Source organism: Actinoplanes ianthinogenes (assembly GCF_018324205.1).
GTDB lineage: Bacteria > Actinomycetota > Actinomycetes > Mycobacteriales > Micromonosporaceae > Actinoplanes > Actinoplanes ianthinogenes.
Genome location: NZ_AP023356.1, coordinates 8,729,054 through 8,747,134, shown reverse-complemented (window position 1 = coordinate 8,747,134; position 18,081 = coordinate 8,729,054). Strand labels below are relative to the sequence as shown.

At 73.0% G+C, this 18,081-nt stretch carries 15 protein-coding genes; 5 read left to right on the top strand and 10 right to left on the bottom strand.

All coding sequences use genetic code 11. The features are described from left to right. Positions 1 to 52: 52 nt before the first annotated feature. On the bottom strand, positions 53 to 2,791 hold the full coding sequence (locus Aiant_RS39430) for a TIM-barrel domain-containing protein (RefSeq protein ID WP_189334885.1): 2,739 nt from the start codon (positions 2,789 to 2,791) through the stop codon (positions 53 to 55). Between the two features lie 88 nt (positions 2,792 to 2,879). Beyond that, entirely contained in the window at positions 2,880 to 4,595 is a 1,716-nt protein-coding gene (locus tag Aiant_RS39425) for an IlvD/Edd family dehydratase (RefSeq protein ID WP_189334886.1), read from the bottom strand. A 46-nt stretch (positions 4,596 to 4,641) separates the two neighbouring features. Between Aiant_RS39425 and Aiant_RS39420 the strand changes: the two genes are divergently transcribed. Then, positions 4,642 to 5,505 carry an SMP-30/gluconolactonase/LRE family protein gene (locus tag Aiant_RS39420; protein WP_189334887.1) on the top strand — a complete coding sequence of 288 codons (864 nt, stop codon included), beginning with the start codon at positions 4,642 to 4,644 and terminating at the stop codon, positions 5,503 to 5,505. 22 nt (positions 5,506 to 5,527) lie between these two features. On the opposite strand, the gene Aiant_RS46225 is transcribed toward Aiant_RS39420, so the two are convergent. Next, entirely contained in the window at positions 5,528 to 5,794 is a 267-nt protein-coding gene (locus Aiant_RS46225) for a diguanylate cyclase domain-containing protein (protein WP_229831091.1), read from the bottom strand. A gap of 290 nt (positions 5,795 to 6,084) precedes the next feature. Here Aiant_RS46225 and Aiant_RS39410 point away from each other — a divergent pair, with 290 nt between their 5' ends. After that, positions 6,085 to 7,338, top strand: coding sequence for a vanadium-dependent haloperoxidase (locus Aiant_RS39410; RefSeq protein ID WP_189334888.1), 1,254 nt, complete (start codon positions 6,085 to 6,087; stop codon positions 7,336 to 7,338). Here the strand turns inward: Aiant_RS39410 and Aiant_RS39405 are convergent. Continuing rightward, entirely contained in the window at positions 7,331 to 7,762 is a 432-nt protein-coding gene (locus Aiant_RS39405; RefSeq protein ID WP_189334889.1) for a MarR family winged helix-turn-helix transcriptional regulator, read from the bottom strand. The two genes, Aiant_RS39410 and Aiant_RS39405, sit on opposite strands and share 8 nt — an antisense overlap. A gap of 84 nt (positions 7,763 to 7,846) precedes the next feature. On the opposite strand from Aiant_RS39405, the gene Aiant_RS39400 reads away from it, so the two are divergent. Next, positions 7,847 to 8,914 carry an alkene reductase gene (locus Aiant_RS39400; RefSeq protein WP_189334890.1) on the top strand — a complete coding sequence of 356 codons (1,068 nt, stop codon included), beginning with the start codon at positions 7,847 to 7,849 and terminating at the stop codon, positions 8,912 to 8,914. Then, on the top strand, positions 8,911 to 9,486 hold the full coding sequence (locus tag Aiant_RS39395) for an NAD(P)H oxidoreductase (protein ID WP_189334891.1): 576 nt from the start codon (positions 8,911 to 8,913) through the stop codon (positions 9,484 to 9,486). The genes Aiant_RS39400 and Aiant_RS39395 overlap by 4 nt, the downstream gene beginning before the upstream one ends. Here Aiant_RS39395 and Aiant_RS39390 read toward each other — a convergent pair. Both Aiant_RS39390 and Aiant_RS39385 read right to left on the bottom strand, forming a co-directional pair. Then, positions 9,437 to 10,621, bottom strand: coding sequence for an RNA polymerase sigma factor (locus tag Aiant_RS39390; RefSeq protein WP_189334892.1), 1,185 nt, complete (start codon positions 10,619 to 10,621; stop codon positions 9,437 to 9,439). The genes Aiant_RS39395 and Aiant_RS39390 overlap by 50 nt on opposite strands. After that, positions 10,618 to 10,959, bottom strand: coding sequence for a YciI family protein (locus tag Aiant_RS39385; protein ID WP_189334893.1), 342 nt, complete (start codon positions 10,957 to 10,959; stop codon positions 10,618 to 10,620). Before Aiant_RS39385 ends, Aiant_RS39390 begins: the two co-directional genes overlap by 4 nt. A gap of 155 nt (positions 10,960 to 11,114) precedes the next feature. Between Aiant_RS39385 and Aiant_RS39380 the strand changes: the two genes are divergently transcribed. Continuing rightward, complete coding sequence (locus tag Aiant_RS39380) at positions 11,115 to 11,303, top strand: hypothetical protein (RefSeq protein ID WP_189334894.1); 189 nt, start codon at positions 11,115 to 11,117, stop codon at positions 11,301 to 11,303. A gap of 27 nt (positions 11,304 to 11,330) precedes the next feature. Here Aiant_RS39380 and Aiant_RS39375 read toward each other — a convergent pair whose 3' ends face one another. The 4 genes from Aiant_RS39375 to Aiant_RS39360 all read right to left on the bottom strand — a co-directional run bounded on the left by Aiant_RS39375 (position 11,331) and on the right by Aiant_RS39360 (position 18,080). After that, positions 11,331 to 12,179 (bottom strand): endonuclease/exonuclease/phosphatase family protein, encoded by an 849-nt coding sequence (locus Aiant_RS39375; protein WP_189334895.1) that lies wholly within the window; start codon positions 12,177 to 12,179, stop codon positions 11,331 to 11,333. A 167-nt stretch (positions 12,180 to 12,346) separates the two neighbouring features. Further along, positions 12,347 to 12,946 (bottom strand): biotin transporter BioY, encoded by a 600-nt coding sequence (locus Aiant_RS39370; RefSeq protein WP_189334896.1) that lies wholly within the window; start codon positions 12,944 to 12,946, stop codon positions 12,347 to 12,349. Next, entirely contained in the window at positions 12,943 to 14,604 is a 1,662-nt protein-coding gene (gene atzF / locus Aiant_RS39365) for an allophanate hydrolase (protein WP_189334897.1), read from the bottom strand. The genes Aiant_RS39370 and atzF overlap by 4 nt, the downstream gene beginning before the upstream one ends. Beyond that, positions 14,601 to 18,080, bottom strand: a complete 3,480-nt coding sequence (locus Aiant_RS39360) for a 5-oxoprolinase/urea amidolyase family protein (protein ID WP_189334898.1) — start codon at positions 18,078 to 18,080, stop codon at positions 14,601 to 14,603. The genes atzF and Aiant_RS39360 overlap by 4 nt, the downstream gene beginning before the upstream one ends. Position 18,081: the final 1 nt, after the last annotated feature.

Below are 18,081 nucleotides of genomic sequence, written 5' to 3'. Positions count from 1 at the left end.
ACCGGCCTTTGAGGCCCTTCTCACGGCACGGGTGCGCCGATCGCGCCGGGGATCACCGGATCTTCGCGCCCGAGCGGACGAAGACCGGCATCGTGTGGAGAGTGGTGGTCACGGCGCCGGTGGTGCCGCCGGCGTACCGCTTGCCGGTGAAATAGTCGGTCCACGTGCTGCCCGGCGGGAACCAGACCGTCGTGGTGGCGCTCGCGCCCGGCGTGGTGACCGGGGCGACCAGCAGGTCCGGGCCGTACAGGTACTGGCTGCCCGCGGTCGCGTAAGCGTCCTGCTCCCCCGGGTACGCCAGGTACATCGGCCGGACGATCGGGGTGCCGGTGCGGGTCGCCTCGACCGCCGCGGCGTACGTGTAGGGCTGCAACGTCTTCCGCAGGGTGAGGAACTTCTTCGCGGAGGCGTTCGCGGCCGCTCCGTACTGCCAGGGCAGCCGGTCGCTGTGGTTGGAGTGCAGGCGGTCGATGGGCTGGAACGTGCCCAGCTGCACCCACCGCGCGTACAGGTCGTCCGGGAGCTTGGTGCTGCCCGGTTCGCTGCCCGGCTCCTGCAACCCGCCGGTGTGCCCGCCGATGTCGTGACTGATCGCGGCCAGCCCGGTCGCCGCCGACTCGCCCGGCGTGTAGCCGACCTCGAAGCGCAGCGTCTCCCAGTTCGAGATGGTGTCGCCGGTGAAGTGCAGCGTGTTGCGCTTCTCCGCCCACGGACCGGTCGCCACCGTACCCGGGTTGCCGTATCCGCCGGCCTGCAGCGACCCGTAGGCCCGGGAGAAGGCGAAGCCGGTCTTGTCGGCGTACTCCTTGTTGATCAGGGTGTCCAGGCCGCGGGAGCCGTCGCAGCACCAGTCCAGCCACCAGAAGTCGACCCCGGTCGCGCCCATCCGGTCGTGCAGCCAGAAGTAGGCTTTCAGCTGGTCCGGGTCGCCGAAGTCGAACACGTAGCAGTCCGGCCCGCTGTTGCAGCCGGTCCGCTGCAACTTGCCCTTGGCGATCTCCTGCGCCCCGGCGAAGTGCGGGTCGGAGCCGAGGATGCTCGGGTGGATGTTCAGCCCGGTGTGCACGCCCCGCTGTCGCAGCCAGGTCGCGAAGGCGGTCCAGTCCGGGAACCGGGACGGGTCGATCTCCCAGCCGTTCCACCGGTCCGGTGACTTGAAGTCGGTGTCCACGACGAGCGTGTCCAGCGGCACGCCCTCGGTCTTGAACCGGGTCACGATCTCCTGGAACTCGGCCGCCGTCCGGTCGTAGTACTCCGAGTACCACACCCCGTAAGCCCACTTCGGCAGCAGCTTCGTCGGCCCGGTCAGCGTGGACAGCTCGCGCAACGCCCGCCTGTAGTCCTGCCCGTAGGCGAAGACGTAGCCGTCCTGCCCCGCGCCGGAGTCGTCCAGCAGCGACCACCCGTCCTGGAAGAGCAGCCCCGGGTAGGTCCGGGCACCGCCGTTGACCCCGTCCAGCCCGCGCCGGTATCCGCCGAGCGGCGCATGCGGCGCGAGCAGCGGCGCCGTCCGACCGGTCACCGCCACGGTGTCCACGTTGACGTTGCAACTCTGGTCGCTCGGACAGCCCAGCGTCACCGTGTTCGTCCCGGCTTTCAAAGACACCAGGACCTTTTCGGTACGCCAGTAGTCCCACCCACTCGTCGGCGGCAGCGTCGCGGTCACCGGAACAGCGTCGGCCCCGGTCACCGTCATGGTCCGGGCCTGCACCGGCCGGCTGCCCGCCTGTGCGTTGGAATACCGCAACTGCACCTGGTAGACGCCGTCGGCGGGCACCCCGGTGACGGTGAACGCGGTCCCGGCGCCGGCCCGTTCGAGCCCGGCCAGGAAGCCCTCGCCGGAGTACCCGTTGTGGTCGTCGGCGAGCTTCGCCCCGCCGACGCCGGCGCCGGTGTCGGCCTCGCACACCGCGCCGAACGCGCACGGCCGCGGCCCGGCCGGCGTGGGAGCGGGATATGCCGCACCCGGCGCGAGCACCGCCAGGCTGTCGACGTTCACATTGCCGGAGTCGCTCGCGGTGCGCACCAGGCGGATCTCGTGCCGGCCGGCGGCCAGGGTCAGCGGCACCGAGGCGAGCGCCCAGGTGTCCCAGTTCCCGGTCGGCGGCAGGCTCAGCGTGCCGGCCGCGACGCCGTCGACCGTGACGGTCAGCGTGCGGGTGACGTTCTGCCCGTCCCCGCCGGTGCTGTTCGCGTAGCGGACGGTCAGCTGCCGCGGGCCCGCGCCGGCCGGGGTGACGGCGAAGGCGGCCGAGGCGCCGGTCCCCTCGAACCCGGCCGCGAAGCCCTTTCCGGTGTAGTCACGATGGTCGGTGGCCGTGCCGAGCCCGGCGAGCGCGAGGTCCTCCGCCTCGCACAGCGCGCCGGCGACGCAGTCGGGAACGCCCCTGCCGGCCCAGGGTGCGGCGGTCACCGTCTGGCGGCCGGCTTTCAGCCGTACCGAAAGGTTGTCCTTGGTGAACGGACCGGAACCGACCCGGTAGCGCAGGGTGGCGGCGCCCGTGTCGATGGTCAGCCAGCCGTGCGCGACCCGCTGGGTGAAGCGGACCGGCGCGAAGTCGTCGCGGCCGACGACGGTGAAGGTCTCGGCGTCGGTGAAGCGGCCGCCGGCCGCGTACTCGGTTCGGATCAGGGTCGGCGAGAGGATCTGGAAACGGGCGTCGCCGGAGACGACGCTTCTCGGGTGCCTGTGGGTGGCCTGGGCGGACGTGGACGGGATCAGCGCCAGGCCGCCCGTCACCAGGGTCAGAGCGGTCGCCGCGGCGACCCTCCGTCGGACATGAGCACGCAACGGTTACTCCCCCATCGGTGGCGATGAGATCTTGTGGAGTCACGCTGTCATCGATGTTCGCTGATTGTCAATGGATCAAACAAACCCGTCAGTGCGAGCCGCGGGCCACCCGGTCGCCGCTGGCGCCCCGCAGGAAGTCCAGGTCGGCACCGGTGTTGGCCTGCCCGACCGTGTCGATGTAGAGGCGCTCCCAGCCACGCATCGGCGCCGCGTAGGACGTGGCGGCCTCGGCGGACGGCTCGCGGGTGGCCCACTCGGCCTCGGGCACGTCGACGTCGAGACGCCTGGCCGGCACGTCGAGGACGACGATGTCGCCGGTGCGGACCTTGGCGAGCGGGCCGCCCGCGGCGGACTCCGGGGAGACGTGCAGGACGACCGTTCCGTACGCCGTGCCGCTCATCCGCCCGTCGCACACCCGGACCATGTCGCGCACGCCCTGCGCCAGCAGTTTCGCGGGCAGCGGCAGGTTGGCGACCTCGGGCATGCCCGGATAGCCCTTGGGGCCGCAGCCGCGCAGCACCAGCACCGAGTCGGCGGTGACCGGCAGGGACGGGTCGTCGAGGCGGGCGTGCAGGTCCTCGACCGAGTCGAACACCACGGCCGGGCCGCGGTGCCGCAGCAGGTGCGGGGACGCGGCCGCCGGTTTGACGACCGCGCCGTCCGGGGCCAGGTTGCCGTAGAGCACGGCGATCCCGGCGTGCGCCCGCACCGGCTGCTCGCGCGGCCGGATCACCTCCCGGTCGTGGGCGACCGCCCCGGCCAGATGCTCGACCAGCGGCCGGCCGGTGACCGTGATCGCGGCCGGGTCGAGCAGGTCGCGGACCTCGGTGAGCACGGCGTGCAGGCCGCCGGCCCGGTACAGGTCGTCCATCAGGAACCGGCCGGCCGGCAGCAGGTCGACGAGCAGCGGCACGTCCGCGCCGACCCGGTCGAAGTCATCCTGGGTGAGCGGCACGCCGAGACGACCGGCGATGGCGAGCAGGTGCACCACGGCGTTGGTGGAGCCGCCGAGGGCTGCGAGCGCGACGATCGCGTTGTGGAACGAGCCGCGGGTGAGCACGCCGCTGGGCCGGCGACCGGCGTCGATCATCTCGACGGCGAGCACGCCGGTGGCGTGGGCCGCCTCCAGCAGACGGCTGTCCGGGGCCGGGGTGCCGGCGATGCCCGGCAGGGTCATCCCGAGCACCTCGGCGAGCAGGCCCATCGTCGAGGCGGTGCCCATCGTGTTGCAGTGCCCGCGGCTGCGGATCATCGAGGACTCGGAGCGCTGGAACTCGGCGGCCGGCAGCGTCCCGGCGCGGACCTCCTCGGACAGCTTCCACACGTCGGTGCCGCAGCCCAGCGGCACGCCGCGGAACGTCCCGGTGAGCATCGGGCCGCCCGGGACCACGACGGCGGGCAGGTCGACCGAGGCGGCGCCCATCAGCAGCGCCGGGATGGTCTTGTCACACCCGCCGAGCAGCACCACGCCGTCGATCGGGTTGGCGCGCAGCATCTCCTCGATCGCCATCGCGGCCAGGTTGCGCCAGAGCATCGCGGTCGGCCGCACCTGCGTCTCGCCCAGCGACACCACCGGCAGATTCAGCGGGATCCCGCCGGCCTGGTAGACGCCGTCGGACACGCTGCGCGCCACCTCGTTCAGGTGGGCGTTGCACGGGGTCAGGTCGGAGGCGGTGTTGGCGATCGCCACGTGCGGGCGGCCGGCGAACGCGTCGGCGGGCAGGCCGCGGCGCATCCAGGCACGGTGGATGTAGCTGTTGCGGTCATCCCCGGCATACCACTGCGCGCTGCGGCGTGGCTGCATGCCCGGATGCTAGCGCTCATGCCCGTCGATGCGGAACGATCGCGGCATGACGTCCGCGTTCACCGCCCGCCCGGTCGAGGCGGGGACCTGCACGCTCGGTGAGGGGCCGGTCTGGGACGGCGAGCGGCGGCGGCTGCTCTGGGTCGACATCGACGCCGGGGTCGTGCACCAGGGCGCGGTCGACGGTGCGGAGATCGTTCCGGCCGGGGTGTGGCGGTTCGGCGCCGAGGTGGGCGCGGTCGCCGTGGCGGCCGGTGGTGACCTGCTGGTCGCCGAGCGGGAGGTGCTCACCCGGGTCGGCGTCGACGGGACGCGGGCCGAGCTGGCCCGGGTGCTCGCGCCGGGGAGCACGAGCCGGCTCAACGACGGGGCGGTCGATCCGGCGGGCCGCTTCCTGGTCGGCAGCCTCGATCCGGCCGAGCGGTCCGGGACGGAGGTGCTGGTCCGGTTCGAGGACGGCGGGCTGACCACGATCGACGACGACCTGACGCTCTCCAACGGGCTGGCCTGGAGCCCGGCCGGTGATCGGTTCTACAGCATCGACTCCGTGCCCGGGGTTGTCCGGGTCCGGGACTACGACGCCGTCACCGGCGCGACCGGCGAGCGGCGGGAGGCGTTCCGGATCGGTGACGGGCTGCCCGACGGCATGTGCGCCGACGCGAACGGCAACCTGTGGATCGCGATCTGGGGCGGCGGGCGGGTGGAATGCCGTACCCCGGAGGGTGTCGTCCTGGCGACCGTGACCGTCGGCGCGCCGCACGTGTCCAGCGTCGCCTTCGCCGGGCCGGACCTGGATCTTCTCGTGATCACCACGGCGCGCACCGAGCACGACCCCGGCTCCGGACGGCTGTTCACCGCCCGGGTCGGCGTGCCGGGCCTGCCCACCGCCTACTGGGATCCGGCGCGCTGACGCCGCGAGGGCAGGGCCTCGATCACGCCGCCGCGGGCAGCGGGCCGGCGCCGGCCACCACGACCCGGTTGCGACCGGCCGCCTTGGCCGCGTAAAGCGCCTGGTCGGCGATCCGGGTCAGCTCGGCGACGTCGTCCGGCAGGCAGGCGACGCCGACCGAGACGGTGACCAGCACCAGGTCCATCACCGGGTAGGCGACCGCGACCGCCTGCGCCGGGCCGGTCGCACCGGCCGACAGCGGCACGATCAGGTAGACCCAGCCGAGCAGGCTGGCCGCGACCGCGACCACGGTGGCGTCACCACCGGCGCCAGCAGGAGCACACCCATGCCGGACCCCTCCCGGAGAAAAAGCAGACCCTTTCCGTTCGGCAGTCCGCCCGCCGCGTGAAGTCCCGCCCGGTTGCGGTCCGGTTGTACCGCAGATCAACCCCGCTTTGGGGTACGTCCGGGGCGCGCGCTCCGGGCGTACCGTCAAGCGGCTCTCACCGGAGGCCGCGGCGGACCCGGCGGCGGGCGGCGATCCAGTCCGGTTGGCTACAGATCGATGCTTGTCGTCGTGGGGTGCGGGACCGTTTGCGGATGAAGAAGCTGCTGTTCGTCGCCATGCTCGTGGCCGGCGTGGGAGCCGGCACACCGGCGGTCGCTGAGGTGAAGCGGCCGGACATCGACAGCGTCCGCGTCTGGAACGAGCTCGCGCTCACCGCGGTCCGCACCACCCGGGCGACCGACGCGGACGCCGCCCGCCTGTACGCGATGGTCGACGTCGCGATCTACGACGCGACGAACGGGCTGCGTTCCGGACATGGTCGCCGCGCCCCGGCGCTGATCGGCGGCAGCGGGCCGCACGGCGCGGATCCGCAGGCCGCGGCGGCGTCCGCGGCGCACGCGGTGCTGGTGCGCGCCGACGCCGACCGCACCGCCACCTATGACGCGCAGCTCGCCGCCGACCTGGCCGCGCTCGGGCCGGGCGTGCCGGTGACCCGCGGCGCGGCGTGGGGTGACCAGGTCGGCGCGGCGGTCGTCGCGGCCCGCGCCGACGACGGATACCGGCCGGTGGAGACCCAGGCCGCCGGCGCCGGGCCGGGGGTGTTCCGGGCCGACTGGTCCGGCACGCAGTACCGCGACGTGCGCCCGTTCGGCGTGGAGGATCCCGCGCGCTACCTTCCCGGCGCGCCGCCGGCGCTGACCAGTGAGGCGTACGCGCAGGCGTTCACCGAGGTCAAGGTGCTGGGCGACGCCGCTGTCCCGGCGCCGGACCTGCTCGCCACGTTCCAGTTCTGGTCGCTGCCGGCCGGCAGTGACCAGCCGCCCGGCGAGTGGCTGCGGATCGCGCTGACCGTCTCCGGCCAGCGGCATCTGCCGCTCGGCGAGCAGGCACGGCTCACCGCGCTGCTGACCATGGCGCTGGCCGACACCACGGTGGTGACGGTGGCGACCAAGTACACCTACCGGCACTGGCGGCCGACGACCGCGATCCGGGAGGCCGACACCGACGGCAACCCGGCCACCGAGCCGGATCCGGCGTGGACGTCGCGGGCCGGCGCCGTGGGCGGATCGCCGGAGTGGGTGTCCGGGCACAGCTCGTACAGCGGGGCGGGGGCGGCGGTGCTGGCCGGATTCTTCCGCACCGACCGGATCCCGTTCACCCACACCACGGACTCGGCGCCGGGCGGCCTGCCGCGCAGCTATCCCGGTTTCTCCGCGGCGGCGGCCGAGGCGGGCCGGTCCCGGATCTACGGCGGGCAGCACTTCGCCTTCAGTGACCGGGCCGGGCAGACGATCGGCCGGGGCGTCGCGACGGAGGTGCTGGCCACCAGGCTGCTGCCTACGTAGGTTTCCCGAGCGCCTTTCGCAGGAGCCCGGCCAGTTGGGCCTGCTCCTGCAGGGACAGGTTGGAGGCGGCCGTGCGGGCGAACTCGAACGTCTCCTCGAAGGCGGCGTTGAGCTCGTCCCCGGCCGCGGTCCGGTGCAACTGGCGGGAGCGGCGATCGTCCGGGTTGGCGTGCCGCTCGACCAGCTCGCGGGCCTCCAGGCGGATGACGATCTGGGTGATGTTGGAGGCGTCGCAGCCGAGCTCGTCGGCCAGCTCGCGCATCCCCCGCGGCCGGGAGATCCGGCCCAGCACACAGGCCTGCGCGACGCTCATCCCGTGCTGCTCCGCCGCGGTCTCGTAGGCGCGATCGTAGGCATCGACGAAGTCGAACATCGCACGCTCGGCCTCCGTCGACGCGGAGACGGGCCCGGAGGGAACGGCCATGCCGGCGATTCTAACACTTGATTGACTCAAGCAATTGTGCCACCGTAATGCTTGAGTCAATCAAGCATCTGCGGAGGTGCCACCATGCCCCATCTCTTCGAGCCGATCACGCTCGGCAAACTCCACCTGCCGAATCGCCTGTTCATGGCGCCGATGACGCGGAGCCGCGCGTCGGCCGCCGGCGTCGTCACGCCGCTGACCGCGGAGTACTACCGGCAGCGGGCCGGCGCGGGCCTGATCATCAGCGAGAGCATCCAGCCCAGCGTGCTCGGGCAGGGCTACCTCGGGACGCCCGGGCTGCACACCGCCGACCAGGTCGAGGGCTGGCGCGCCGTCACCGACGCGGTGCACGAGCGGGACGGGCGCATCTTCGCCCAGCTCACCCACACCGGCCGGATCGGTCACCCCATCCTGTACCCGAACGGCGAGCTGCCGGTGGCGCCGTCCGCGGTCGCGTCCGGCGAGCAGCTGTTCAGCCCCGACGGGATGCTCGACCACCCGGTGCCCCGGGAGCTGACGATCGAGGACATCCGCGCCACGGTCGCCGACTTCGCGGCAGCGGCACGCAACGCCGTCGACGCCGGCTTCGACGGGGTGGAGCTGCACGGCGCGAACGGCTACCTGATCCACCAGTTCCTGGCCGACAACACCAACGTGCGGACGGACTCGTACGGCGGCTCGGTGGCGAACCGCATCCGTTTCGCGGTCGAGGTCGCCGCCGCGGTGGCCGACACCATCGGCGCCGATCGCACCGGGATCCGGCTGTCCCCGGGAAGCCCGGTCAACAACATCCGGGAGGATGACCCGGCGCCGCTGTACCTCGCCCTGCTGGCCGAGCTCGACCTCGCGTACGTGCACCTGCTCGAGGCCGGCGACCGGGACCTGACCGAGCGGCTGCGAGCGGCGTGGCCGGGCACCTTCCTCCTGAACCCGCACCCGGCGCCGGACGCGTTCCCGGCCTCGGCCGAGACCGCCGCCGAGGCGGTCGAGTCCGGGGTGGCCGATGCCGTGACGCTGGCGACGTTGTGGCTGGCCAACCCGGATCTGGACGTCCGGATCAGGGCGGGCGGGCCGTTCAACACCGCCGATCCGGCGACGTTCTACGGCGGCGACCAGGCCGGTTACACCGACTACCCGGTGCTGGGCCGGTGACGCACGCACTCGTGGTCCTCGCCCACCCGCGCGCGGACTCGCTGACCGCGGCCACGGCGGCGCGCACCCGCGACACGCTGCTCGCCGACGGGCGTACCGTCGACTTCCTGGACCTGTACGGGGAGGGCTTCGACCCGTCGCTGCGCCCCGACGACGAACCCGACTGGGCCGACGCCGCCAAGGAGTACTCGGCCGAGGTGCGCGCGCACATGGCCCGGGTCGCCGCGGCGGACGAGATCGTCGTGGTCTTCCCGGTCTGGTGGTTCGGGCTGCCGGCCATCGCCAAGGGCTGGGTCGACCGGGTGTGGAACCGGGGCTTCGCGTACGAGCCGTCCACCCTGCACGGCAAGCGGATCACCTGGGTCGGGCTGGCGGGCGGCTCCGCGGCCGAGTATGCCGCCCAGGGCCTCGACGAGATCCTCGACCGGCAGCTGCGGGTCGGCATCTCCGAGTACTGCGGGATAACCGACGTGACCGTGCACCTGATCTACGACACCCTCACCGAGCCGCAGGTGGTGAACGTCAGGTCAGCCGGCCCAGCAACCACTCCCGCGACGCCGTGTTCTCCGTGAGCTCGGCGGCGCGGGCGTAGGCCGCCGACGCCTCATCGGTGCGGCCCAGGCGGCGCAGGAGATCCGCCCGCACCGCCTGGTACACGTGATAGTCGTCCAGGGCGAGGCCGTCCACGATCCCGAGCGCCGGCTCCGGGCCGTGCACCTCGGCGACCGCCACCGCCCGGTTCAGCGCGACGACCGGGCTGGGCGCGGTGGCGGCCAGCAGGTCGTACAGCTGGAGGATCTGTGACCAGTCGGTGCGCGCGGCACTCGGAGCGTCACTGTGCACGGCGTTGATCGCGGCCTGGATCTGGTAAGGCCCCGGGCGGTTGCGGCGCAGGCACTCCCGCACGATCGCCTGCCCCTCGGCGACCAGGGCCCGGTCCCACCGCGAGCGGTCCTGGTCGGCGAGGAGCACCGGGGTGCCGTCCGGGGCCGTGCGGGCGTTCCGGCGGGACGCGACGAGCAGCATCAACGCGAGCAGGCCGTGCGCCTCCGGCTCGTCCGGCATCAGCTCGACGAGCAGCCGGCCGAGCCGGATCGCCTCGGCGCACAGGTCGTCCCGGACCAGCGCGTCACCGGACGAGGCCAGGTAACCCTCGTTGAAGATCAGGTAGACGACCGCGAGCACGCCGCGCAGCCGCTCCGGCAGGTCGGCCTCGGCGGGGATCCGGTACGGGATGCCCGCGTGCCGGATCTTGGCCTTGGCCCGCACGATCCGCTGGGCCATCGTCGCCTCCGGCACCAGGAACGCCCGCGCGATCTCGGCGGTGGTGAGCCCGCCGAGCAGCCGCAGCGTCAACGCGACCCGGACCGGCAGGGCGAGGGCCGGGTGGCAGCAGGTGAAGACGAGCCGCAGCCGGTCGTCCGAGAACGGCCCGGTCACCGGCTCGTCGTCACCCATCGCCATCGCGAGCGCCTCCTTCTCCACCCCGACCTTGGCCCGGCGCAGCCGGTCGATCGCCCGGTTGCGGGCGGTGGTGAGGATCCAGCCGGTCGGGCTCGGCGGCCGGCCCTCCACCGGCCAGCGCCGCACGGCCGCGGCGAACGCGTCCTGCACCGCGTCCTCGGCGAGATCGAGATCGCCGAAGGCGCGGGTCAGGATCGCGACCGCGCGGCCGTACTCCTGGCGATAAAGCTCCTCGACGGTCATGACGCGATCGGGCGGACCTCGATCGGCAGCGTCGTCACGTCGGCCATCCGGCGGGCCCACCGGAGGGCGGCGTCGAGGTCGGGCGCCTGGATGACGGTGAATCCGCCCAGGTGCTCCTTGCCCTCGGTGAACGGCCCGTCGGTGACGAGGTCCTGGCCGTCTCGCACCCGGACCACCGTCGCCGTCTCCGGAGCGTGCAACCCCGCGGCGAACACCCAGGCGCCGGCCGCCCGCAGATCGTCGTTGAGCCGCTGAAGACCCTGCATGATCGGGTCGAGCACCTCGGCGGGCGGCCGGCCGCCGTCGGGCTGGTAGACGCTCAGTAGATACTGCTTCATGCCGTCCTCCCGGCCGAATCCAAACGTGTGAGCGGGCTGTCCATCATGTCCTCCTCGGATCGCGGTTTCGCCTTCTGTACGAACGGCGCGCCGCCGGATCGACACTCGCGGGACGAAGAACTCAGCCGGGGCTCGAAGCGGCCGAAAAGAGTTCCATGCCGCTACGTCTGGCACGGGTGTGCACCGCGACGACGGTGATCGTGCTCCTCGCCGGCTGCGGCCCCCGCGCGGCGGAGAAGCCGGCCGGCCCGGAGCCGTCACCGGTCCTGCCGCCGGCCGGCACCGTCGTGCCGAGTTCCGCCCCCGGCCTGCTGGGCCCGGACAACATCGGTGTGCCTGAGTAGGCTCAGCCCGGTTCGGCTGTCGGTGGATCAGGATCGCCAGGCGCCGGGCGGGTGCTCCGGCACCGTCAGGTCGGCGACGACACCGAAATGGTCACTGGCCCAGATGTCGTCCACCGGTTCGGCGAACGCCAGCCGGCAGTCGGCGACGTCGAGGGTCGGTCCGTGCACCCCGCATCGGACCATGACGTAATCGATGCGGCGGCCCGATTCCAAGGACATCTCACCGGACCGCACCAGCGGGTTGACCGGTGTGAAGGTGTGGCCCGGGTCGGTCGGATGCGCCGCCGCCCACGCGTCGCGGTACGCGACGCTGATGCCGTGCAAGGACTGCTTGCCGGTCCAGAATCGCACGCTCGCCGAGTCGGGCTCGTCGTCGAAGTCCCCCGCCAGGACCACGTGCACGGCGCGGCCGGCAACCTGCTCCTCGACGCCCCGGGCGCAGGCGACGGCCTGCGACTCACGCTCCGCGGCATAGCCGGCCTGCCAGGCCGGCTTGTGGTGGACGAACACGACGGGGCCGATCGGTGACGGCATCTCGATCTCGCCGATCACTGCCGCGCTCCACGGCAGGTCCACCCGATCGGTGACCCGCAGATCGATCTCGCGCACCGAGGTGACAGGCCACCGGCTCGCGAAGGCGGCTCCGACACCGTCGCTCGATCGCTGGGAGTGGTGCACGACGTGATAGCTCTCGCCGAGCAGCTCCGCGACCTCACCGACGGCCACTTCCTGCAAGGCGATCACATCGGGCCGCCACCTCGCGATCCCCGCCCTCAGCACCGGACGCCGCCGGTCCCATCGGGCGTGCTCGGGCGCGAGCAGGTTGACCGTCATGATCCTCAGCCGTCCCGGCGCGCCTACCTCGAAGCCACTCATGAAGTTCATATACCCGGACGCCGGCCTCTGCGGCCGGCAACAAATCAGACCAAAAATGACATCCCTGCTAAGGGTATGGAATACCGGACGATAGACGGCTATCGTGATACCGCCCGCGCCGTTCCCCCCGTGACGGCGCGGGCCCCTCCTTCTGCGGGCGCAGCGCACTATCGGCGACGGCCGGGCCAGGATGACCGGGTGAGGTGCCAGGCGGCCGGGAGGACTCCGGCGGCGATCAGCACCTTCAGGGCGTCGCCGAGCAGGAACGGCACCAGACCTGCTCGGAGCGCGGTGGCGGCGGTCAGGTGCAGGGACACCGCCAGCCAGGAGACGCCGACGGCATAGATGATCAGGTTGCCGAGGAGCATGGCGAGGATCGTGCGCCAGGCGGTGCGGCCGGCGCCGCGGCGAGCCAGGGCACCGACGACCGCCGCGGCGGCGATCATGCCGAGGAGGTAGCCGAAGGTGGCGCCGGTGAGGCCGGACCCGCCGGCGGCGAACCAGGGGACACCGGCCAGGCCGGCGACGACGTAGACCAGGGACGCCGCCGAGCCGCGCCACGGGCCCAGGGCGGCGGCGCAGAGCAGGACGGCCAGGGTCTGGCCGGTGACCGGGACCGGGCTGCCCGGGACGGGCACGGCGATCTGCGCGGACAGGCCGATGAGAGCGGCGCCGCCGGTCACCAGGAGGACGTCGGCACCGCGGACCCGGGTGAGCAGCAGGTCGCCGAGGACGTAGCGGGGCGCGTGCAGGGCGAGCGAGTTCATCGGGACTCCTCGGGAAACGCGGTGGACACGGACGACAGGTAGGCGCGCCAGCCGCCGTGAGCGGTGATGTCCACGGCGTCGGCGGTGGCCACCGGCTCGCAGAGGAAGCCGGTGACGGTCGTGCCGTCCTCCAGGTCGACCGGGCCGAGCACCATCGGGCTCGGCAGCGCCGCGAGGAACCGGCCCAGCGCGGCCGGTGGCAGCTCCCACAGCTCGCCCTCGATCGCGGCGCCCGAGGCGGCGACCCGGACCAGGCCCGGCTTCGGCGGATCGGTGGGCAGCGCGTGCAGGCGATATCGCGGGGCGGTCCGGACCGTCCGCACGAACCGGCCGCCCGGCGAGGTGAGCTGGTGGTTGAGCGGCTGCCCGGTCAGGTGCGCGCCCACCACCAGCAACGGGAGGCCGCTGGTGGGCGTACCGTCAATCGGGTTGTCGCCGAGGACGCGGGCCGCGACGTCGGCGGCGACCGCGTCCGCGGATCCCCTGGCGATGATCTGGACGCCGAAGGCGGCCGGGACGGCGACGGCGCTGAGCCCGAACAGGTTGCAGAAGTTGGTGTAGGTGCCGAGCGCCGTGTTGACGCCGATCGGATCGGCGGCGACCTCGGCGATCGTCGGATGCGCCGGCGCGGTCGGCAGCAGCAGCGCGTCGGCGTCACCCCACTCGGCCATCGCCTCGGCGCGCAGCCGGTCGAGCCGTTCGGTATCGGTCACCAGCACGTGGGCCGGGATGTCACGGGCGGCCCGGATGATCGCGCCGACGGTCGGGTCGACCGCGTCCGGATGCGCGTCGATGAACGCTCCGACCGCGGCGTAGCGTTCCGCGACGAAGCCGCCGTTGTAGAGCAGCTTGGCGGCGGCCAGGAACGGGGCCAGCCGGATCGGGCGCAGCCGGGCGCCGGACGCTTCGAGGTCCTTCGCCACCTGGTCGAACGCGTCGAGCCAGTCCGGTGACAGGCCGGTCAGCTCGGTTCGGTCCGGGACCGCGACGACGGGGTGCGGCGGGGCAGCGGGTGACGGCGCCGACGCGCTCATGATGCCGAGCGCCTGGCGGCCCTCGTCGAGGGTACGGGCGAAAACGGTCACGCAGTCGAAGCTGCGGCAGGCGGGCACCACCCCGTCGGTGGGCACCAGGCCCGGGGTGGGTTTCATGCCGACGATGCCCTGGAACGCCGCCGGCACCCGGCCCGACCCGGCGGTGTCGGTGCCCACGCCCAGATCGGCGATGCCGAGCGCGACGACCACCGCGGAGCCGGAGCTGGAGCCGCCGGAGACCCGGGACGGGTCGCGGACGTCGCGGACCGCCCCGTACGGGCTGCGGGTGCCGACCAGTCCGGTGGCGAACTGGTCCAGGTTGGTCTTGCCGAGGATCAGCGCGCCCGCGTCGACCAGCCGCTGGACGGCGGTGGCGCTGACCGCCGGCTGGTAGGCGTACGCCGGACAACCCGCCGTCGTCGGCAACCCCGCCACGTCGATGTTGTCCTTGACCGCCACGAGCTTCCCGGCCAGCGGCAGTTCCTCCCCGGCCGCGAGCCGGGCCTCCACCACGGCCGCGTCGGCGAGCACGTCGGCCACCGGTCGCAGCGTGATCCAGGCTTCCGGCCGCTCGTCGAGGGCGAGCCGGTCGTACGCCGCGCGTACCCGGTCGGTAGGTCTCATGCCAGCACCACCAGCGGACTGCCCGGCGCGACCTGCGCGCCCGGGGTGACGAGGATGTCGGTGACCGTCGCGTCCCGAGGCGCGGTCACGACGGTCTCCAGCTTCATGGCTTCCAGGGCCAGCAGCGGCTGCCCGGCCGTGACCCGGTCGCCGGGCCGCACGTCGACCCGCCAGACGCTGGACACGAACGGCGCTTCCACCAGGGCCCCGCCCTCCGGCACGACCACCTGTCCGGCGGCCGGCGCCGGCTCCGGCTCGGGCCGCGGATCGAACTCCCCGGCGGCCGCCCACGCCTCGCGCTCGGCGCCGAACGCGGCCGCCTGCCGCGCCCGGAAATCGGCGATCGAGTCCGCGTTCGCCGTCAGGAAGTCCTCATGGTCGGCGAGCCGGAACGTGCCGTCGTCGATGCGCAGGCGGTGCCGCCCGGCGGCCATGTCGGCCCGCAGGTCGAGCAGCTCCTCGGCGCCGACCGGATACCACTGGATCCGGTCGAAGTGGCGCAGCAGCCACGGGTCGCCGGCCTCCCGCTGCCAGCGCGACCAGACCTGCACGGTACGCCCGACGAACTGGTACCCGCCCGGCCCCTCCATGCCGTAGATGCACAGGTACGCCCCGCCGATCCCGACCGCGTTCTCCGGAGTCCAGGTGCGCGCCGGGTTGTACTTCGTGGTCACCAGCCGGTGCCGGGGGTCGAGCGGGGTCGCCACCGGCGCGCCGAGGTAGACGTCGCCGAGCCCGAGCACGAGATAGCTGGCGTCGTAGACGGTCCGGTACACGTCGTCGACCGAGTCGAGGCCGTTGACCCGGCGGATGAACTCGATGTTCCACGGGCACCACGGCGCGTCGTCGCGCACCCCGGCCATGTAGCGGGCGATCGCCTCCCGGGTGGCCGGGTCGTCCCAGGACAGCGGCAGGTGCACGGTCCGGCTGGGCACCGCCAGGTCGCGGGTGGCGGGCAGCTCGATCGAGCGCACCACGTCGAGCAGCTTGCGCACCGGCAGCACCGCCGGGTCGACGTGGATCTGCAGCGACCGGATGCCCGGCGTCAGGTCGACCACGCCCGGCAGGCCCTCGGCGCGCAGCCGGTCCATCAGCGCGTGGCCGCGCATCCGCAGGCCCAGGTCGAGGGTCATCGGCCCGTACTCGACGAGCAGGTTGTCGTCGCCGGAGCGCCGGTAGGTGACGTCGTCGGCCCGGGCGAGGACGCCGTCGTCGCGCGTCCTGATCAACGGCGTGAAATCAAGATCATTTACGGGTACGAAGCGGACCGTGTCGCCCGGGCTCAGCTGCCCGAGCTTCCACCGTTCCGAGGTGAGCACCGTGGCCGGGCAGACGAAGCCGCCGAGACTGGGCCCGTCGGGCCCGAGAATGATCGGCACGTCGCCGGTGAAGTCGATGGCGCCGACCGAGTAGGGGGTGTCGTGGATGTTGGACGGGTGCAGCCCTGCCTCGCCGCCGTCGGTCCTGGCCCAGCGGGGTTTCGGGCCGATCAGGCGGACTCCGGTGCGTGCCGAGTTGAAGTGCACCTGCCACTCGGCGGCGTAGAAGGCGTCGATGTCCTCGCGGGTGAAGAACTCCGGGGCGGCGTGCGGGCCCTCGGTTACCTTGATCTGCCAGTCGTGGCCGATCTCCGGCGGCTTCGCAACGGATATTTCGGCTTTTGTCTCATTGAAGGCGGAGCGGAGCACGTCCCCGACCCGCAACGTCCGCCCACCGTGCCCCCCGAACTGTCCGAGAGTGAACGTCGCCGCGCTCCCCAGATAGCGCGGCACGTCCAGGCCCCCGGCGACCAGCACATAGGCCCGCAGCCCACCCTCGGTCGCCTTCCCGACGTCGAGCACCGCACCCGCCGGCACCACCACCGGCTCCCACTGCGGCACCGGTTGCCCGTCGACGCTCACCGGCACCGGCGCCCCGGTCACACAGACGGTGGTCGCCGCGCTGAACCGCAGCGCCGGCCCGTCCACCGTGCACTCCAGGCCGGGCGCGCCCTCCTCGTTGCCGAGGATCCGGTTGCCCAGCCGGAAGGACCGATCGTCCATCGGCCCGGACGGCGGCACACCGACCTCCCACAGCCCGATCCGCCCCGGCCAGTCCTGCACCGTGGTCATCGTGCCGCCCCGCTCGACGACGATCCGCGGCTCCGTGTCGTGCACGCCGGCCAGCGTCGCGGTCGAGTGCGTCGCCGCCAGGACCCGCGGTTCCGCCACCGCGGCCCGCAGCAGCCCGAGGTTGGTCTCGATCCCGTCGACCCTGGCGCTGCGCAGGGCCGCGCGCAGGTTGGCGAACGCCTCGTCCCGGGTCGCCCCGGAGACGATCACCTTGGCCAGCATCGGGTCGTAGGCGGTGCTCACCTCGGTCCCGGCCGCCACCCAGCCGTCCACGCGGACCTCGCCGGGAAAGGCCACGTCGGTGATCAGCCCGGCACTGGGCCGGTGACCCTGCGTCGGATCCTCGGCGTAGACGCGGGCCTCGACAGCCACCCCGCTCGCCCGCCGCGGCTCGTCGAGCATGCCCGCGTCGCCCTGCGCCAGGCGCAGCATCCACTCCACCAGGTCGATCCCGAAGATCTCCTCGGTGACCGGGTGCTCGACCTGCAGCCGCGTGTTCACCTCCAGGAACGACGCCTGCTCCCGGGCCGCGTCGTAGACGAACTCGACGGTTCCCGCTGACCGATATTCAACAGACGAGCAGAGTGCCGTGGCCGCCGCGTGCAGTTGCTCCCGCACGGCGTCCGGCAGGCCGGGCGCGGGCGCCTCCTCGATCACCTTCTGGTTGCGCCGTTGCAGGCTGCAATCCCGGTCCCCGAGCGCCACCACGCGTCCGGCCCCGTCGCCGAAGACCTGCACCTCGACGTGCCGGGCCGACTGCACGAACCGTTCGAGGAACACTCCCCCGCTACCGAAGTTCGCGACCGCGAGCCGCTCGACCCGATCGAACGCGGCCGCCAGGCCGGCCGCGTCGTGGCAGGCCTGCATGCCGATGCCGCCACCCCCACCGGTTGCTTTCAGCATCACGGGATAGCCGATCCGCTCGGCCGCCGCAAGGGCCTCGTCCAGGCCGGACAGCAGCCCGGTGCCCTCGATCATCGGAACGCCGGCCTGGCGGGCCAGGTCCCGGGCGGTGTGCTTGGCGCCGAACGCGGTCAGCTGCGCCGGCGTCGGCCCGACGAAGGCCAGCCCGGCCGCCTCGACGGCGGTGGCGAACGCGGCGTCCTCGGAGAGGAAGCCGTACCCGGGGTGCACGGCGCCGGCGCCGGTGGACAGCGCGGCGTCGAGCACCCGGTCGACCAGCAGATAGCTCTCCCGGGCCGGGGCCGGTCCGAGCCGGACGGCCACGTCCGCCATCCGGACGTGCGGGGCGGCGCGGTCGGCGTCGGAGAAGACCGCGACGGTCTTCAGCCCCATCCGGGCGGCGGTGCGGATGATCCGGCAGGCGATCTCGCCGCGGTTGGCGATCAGCAGGGTGTCGAACACG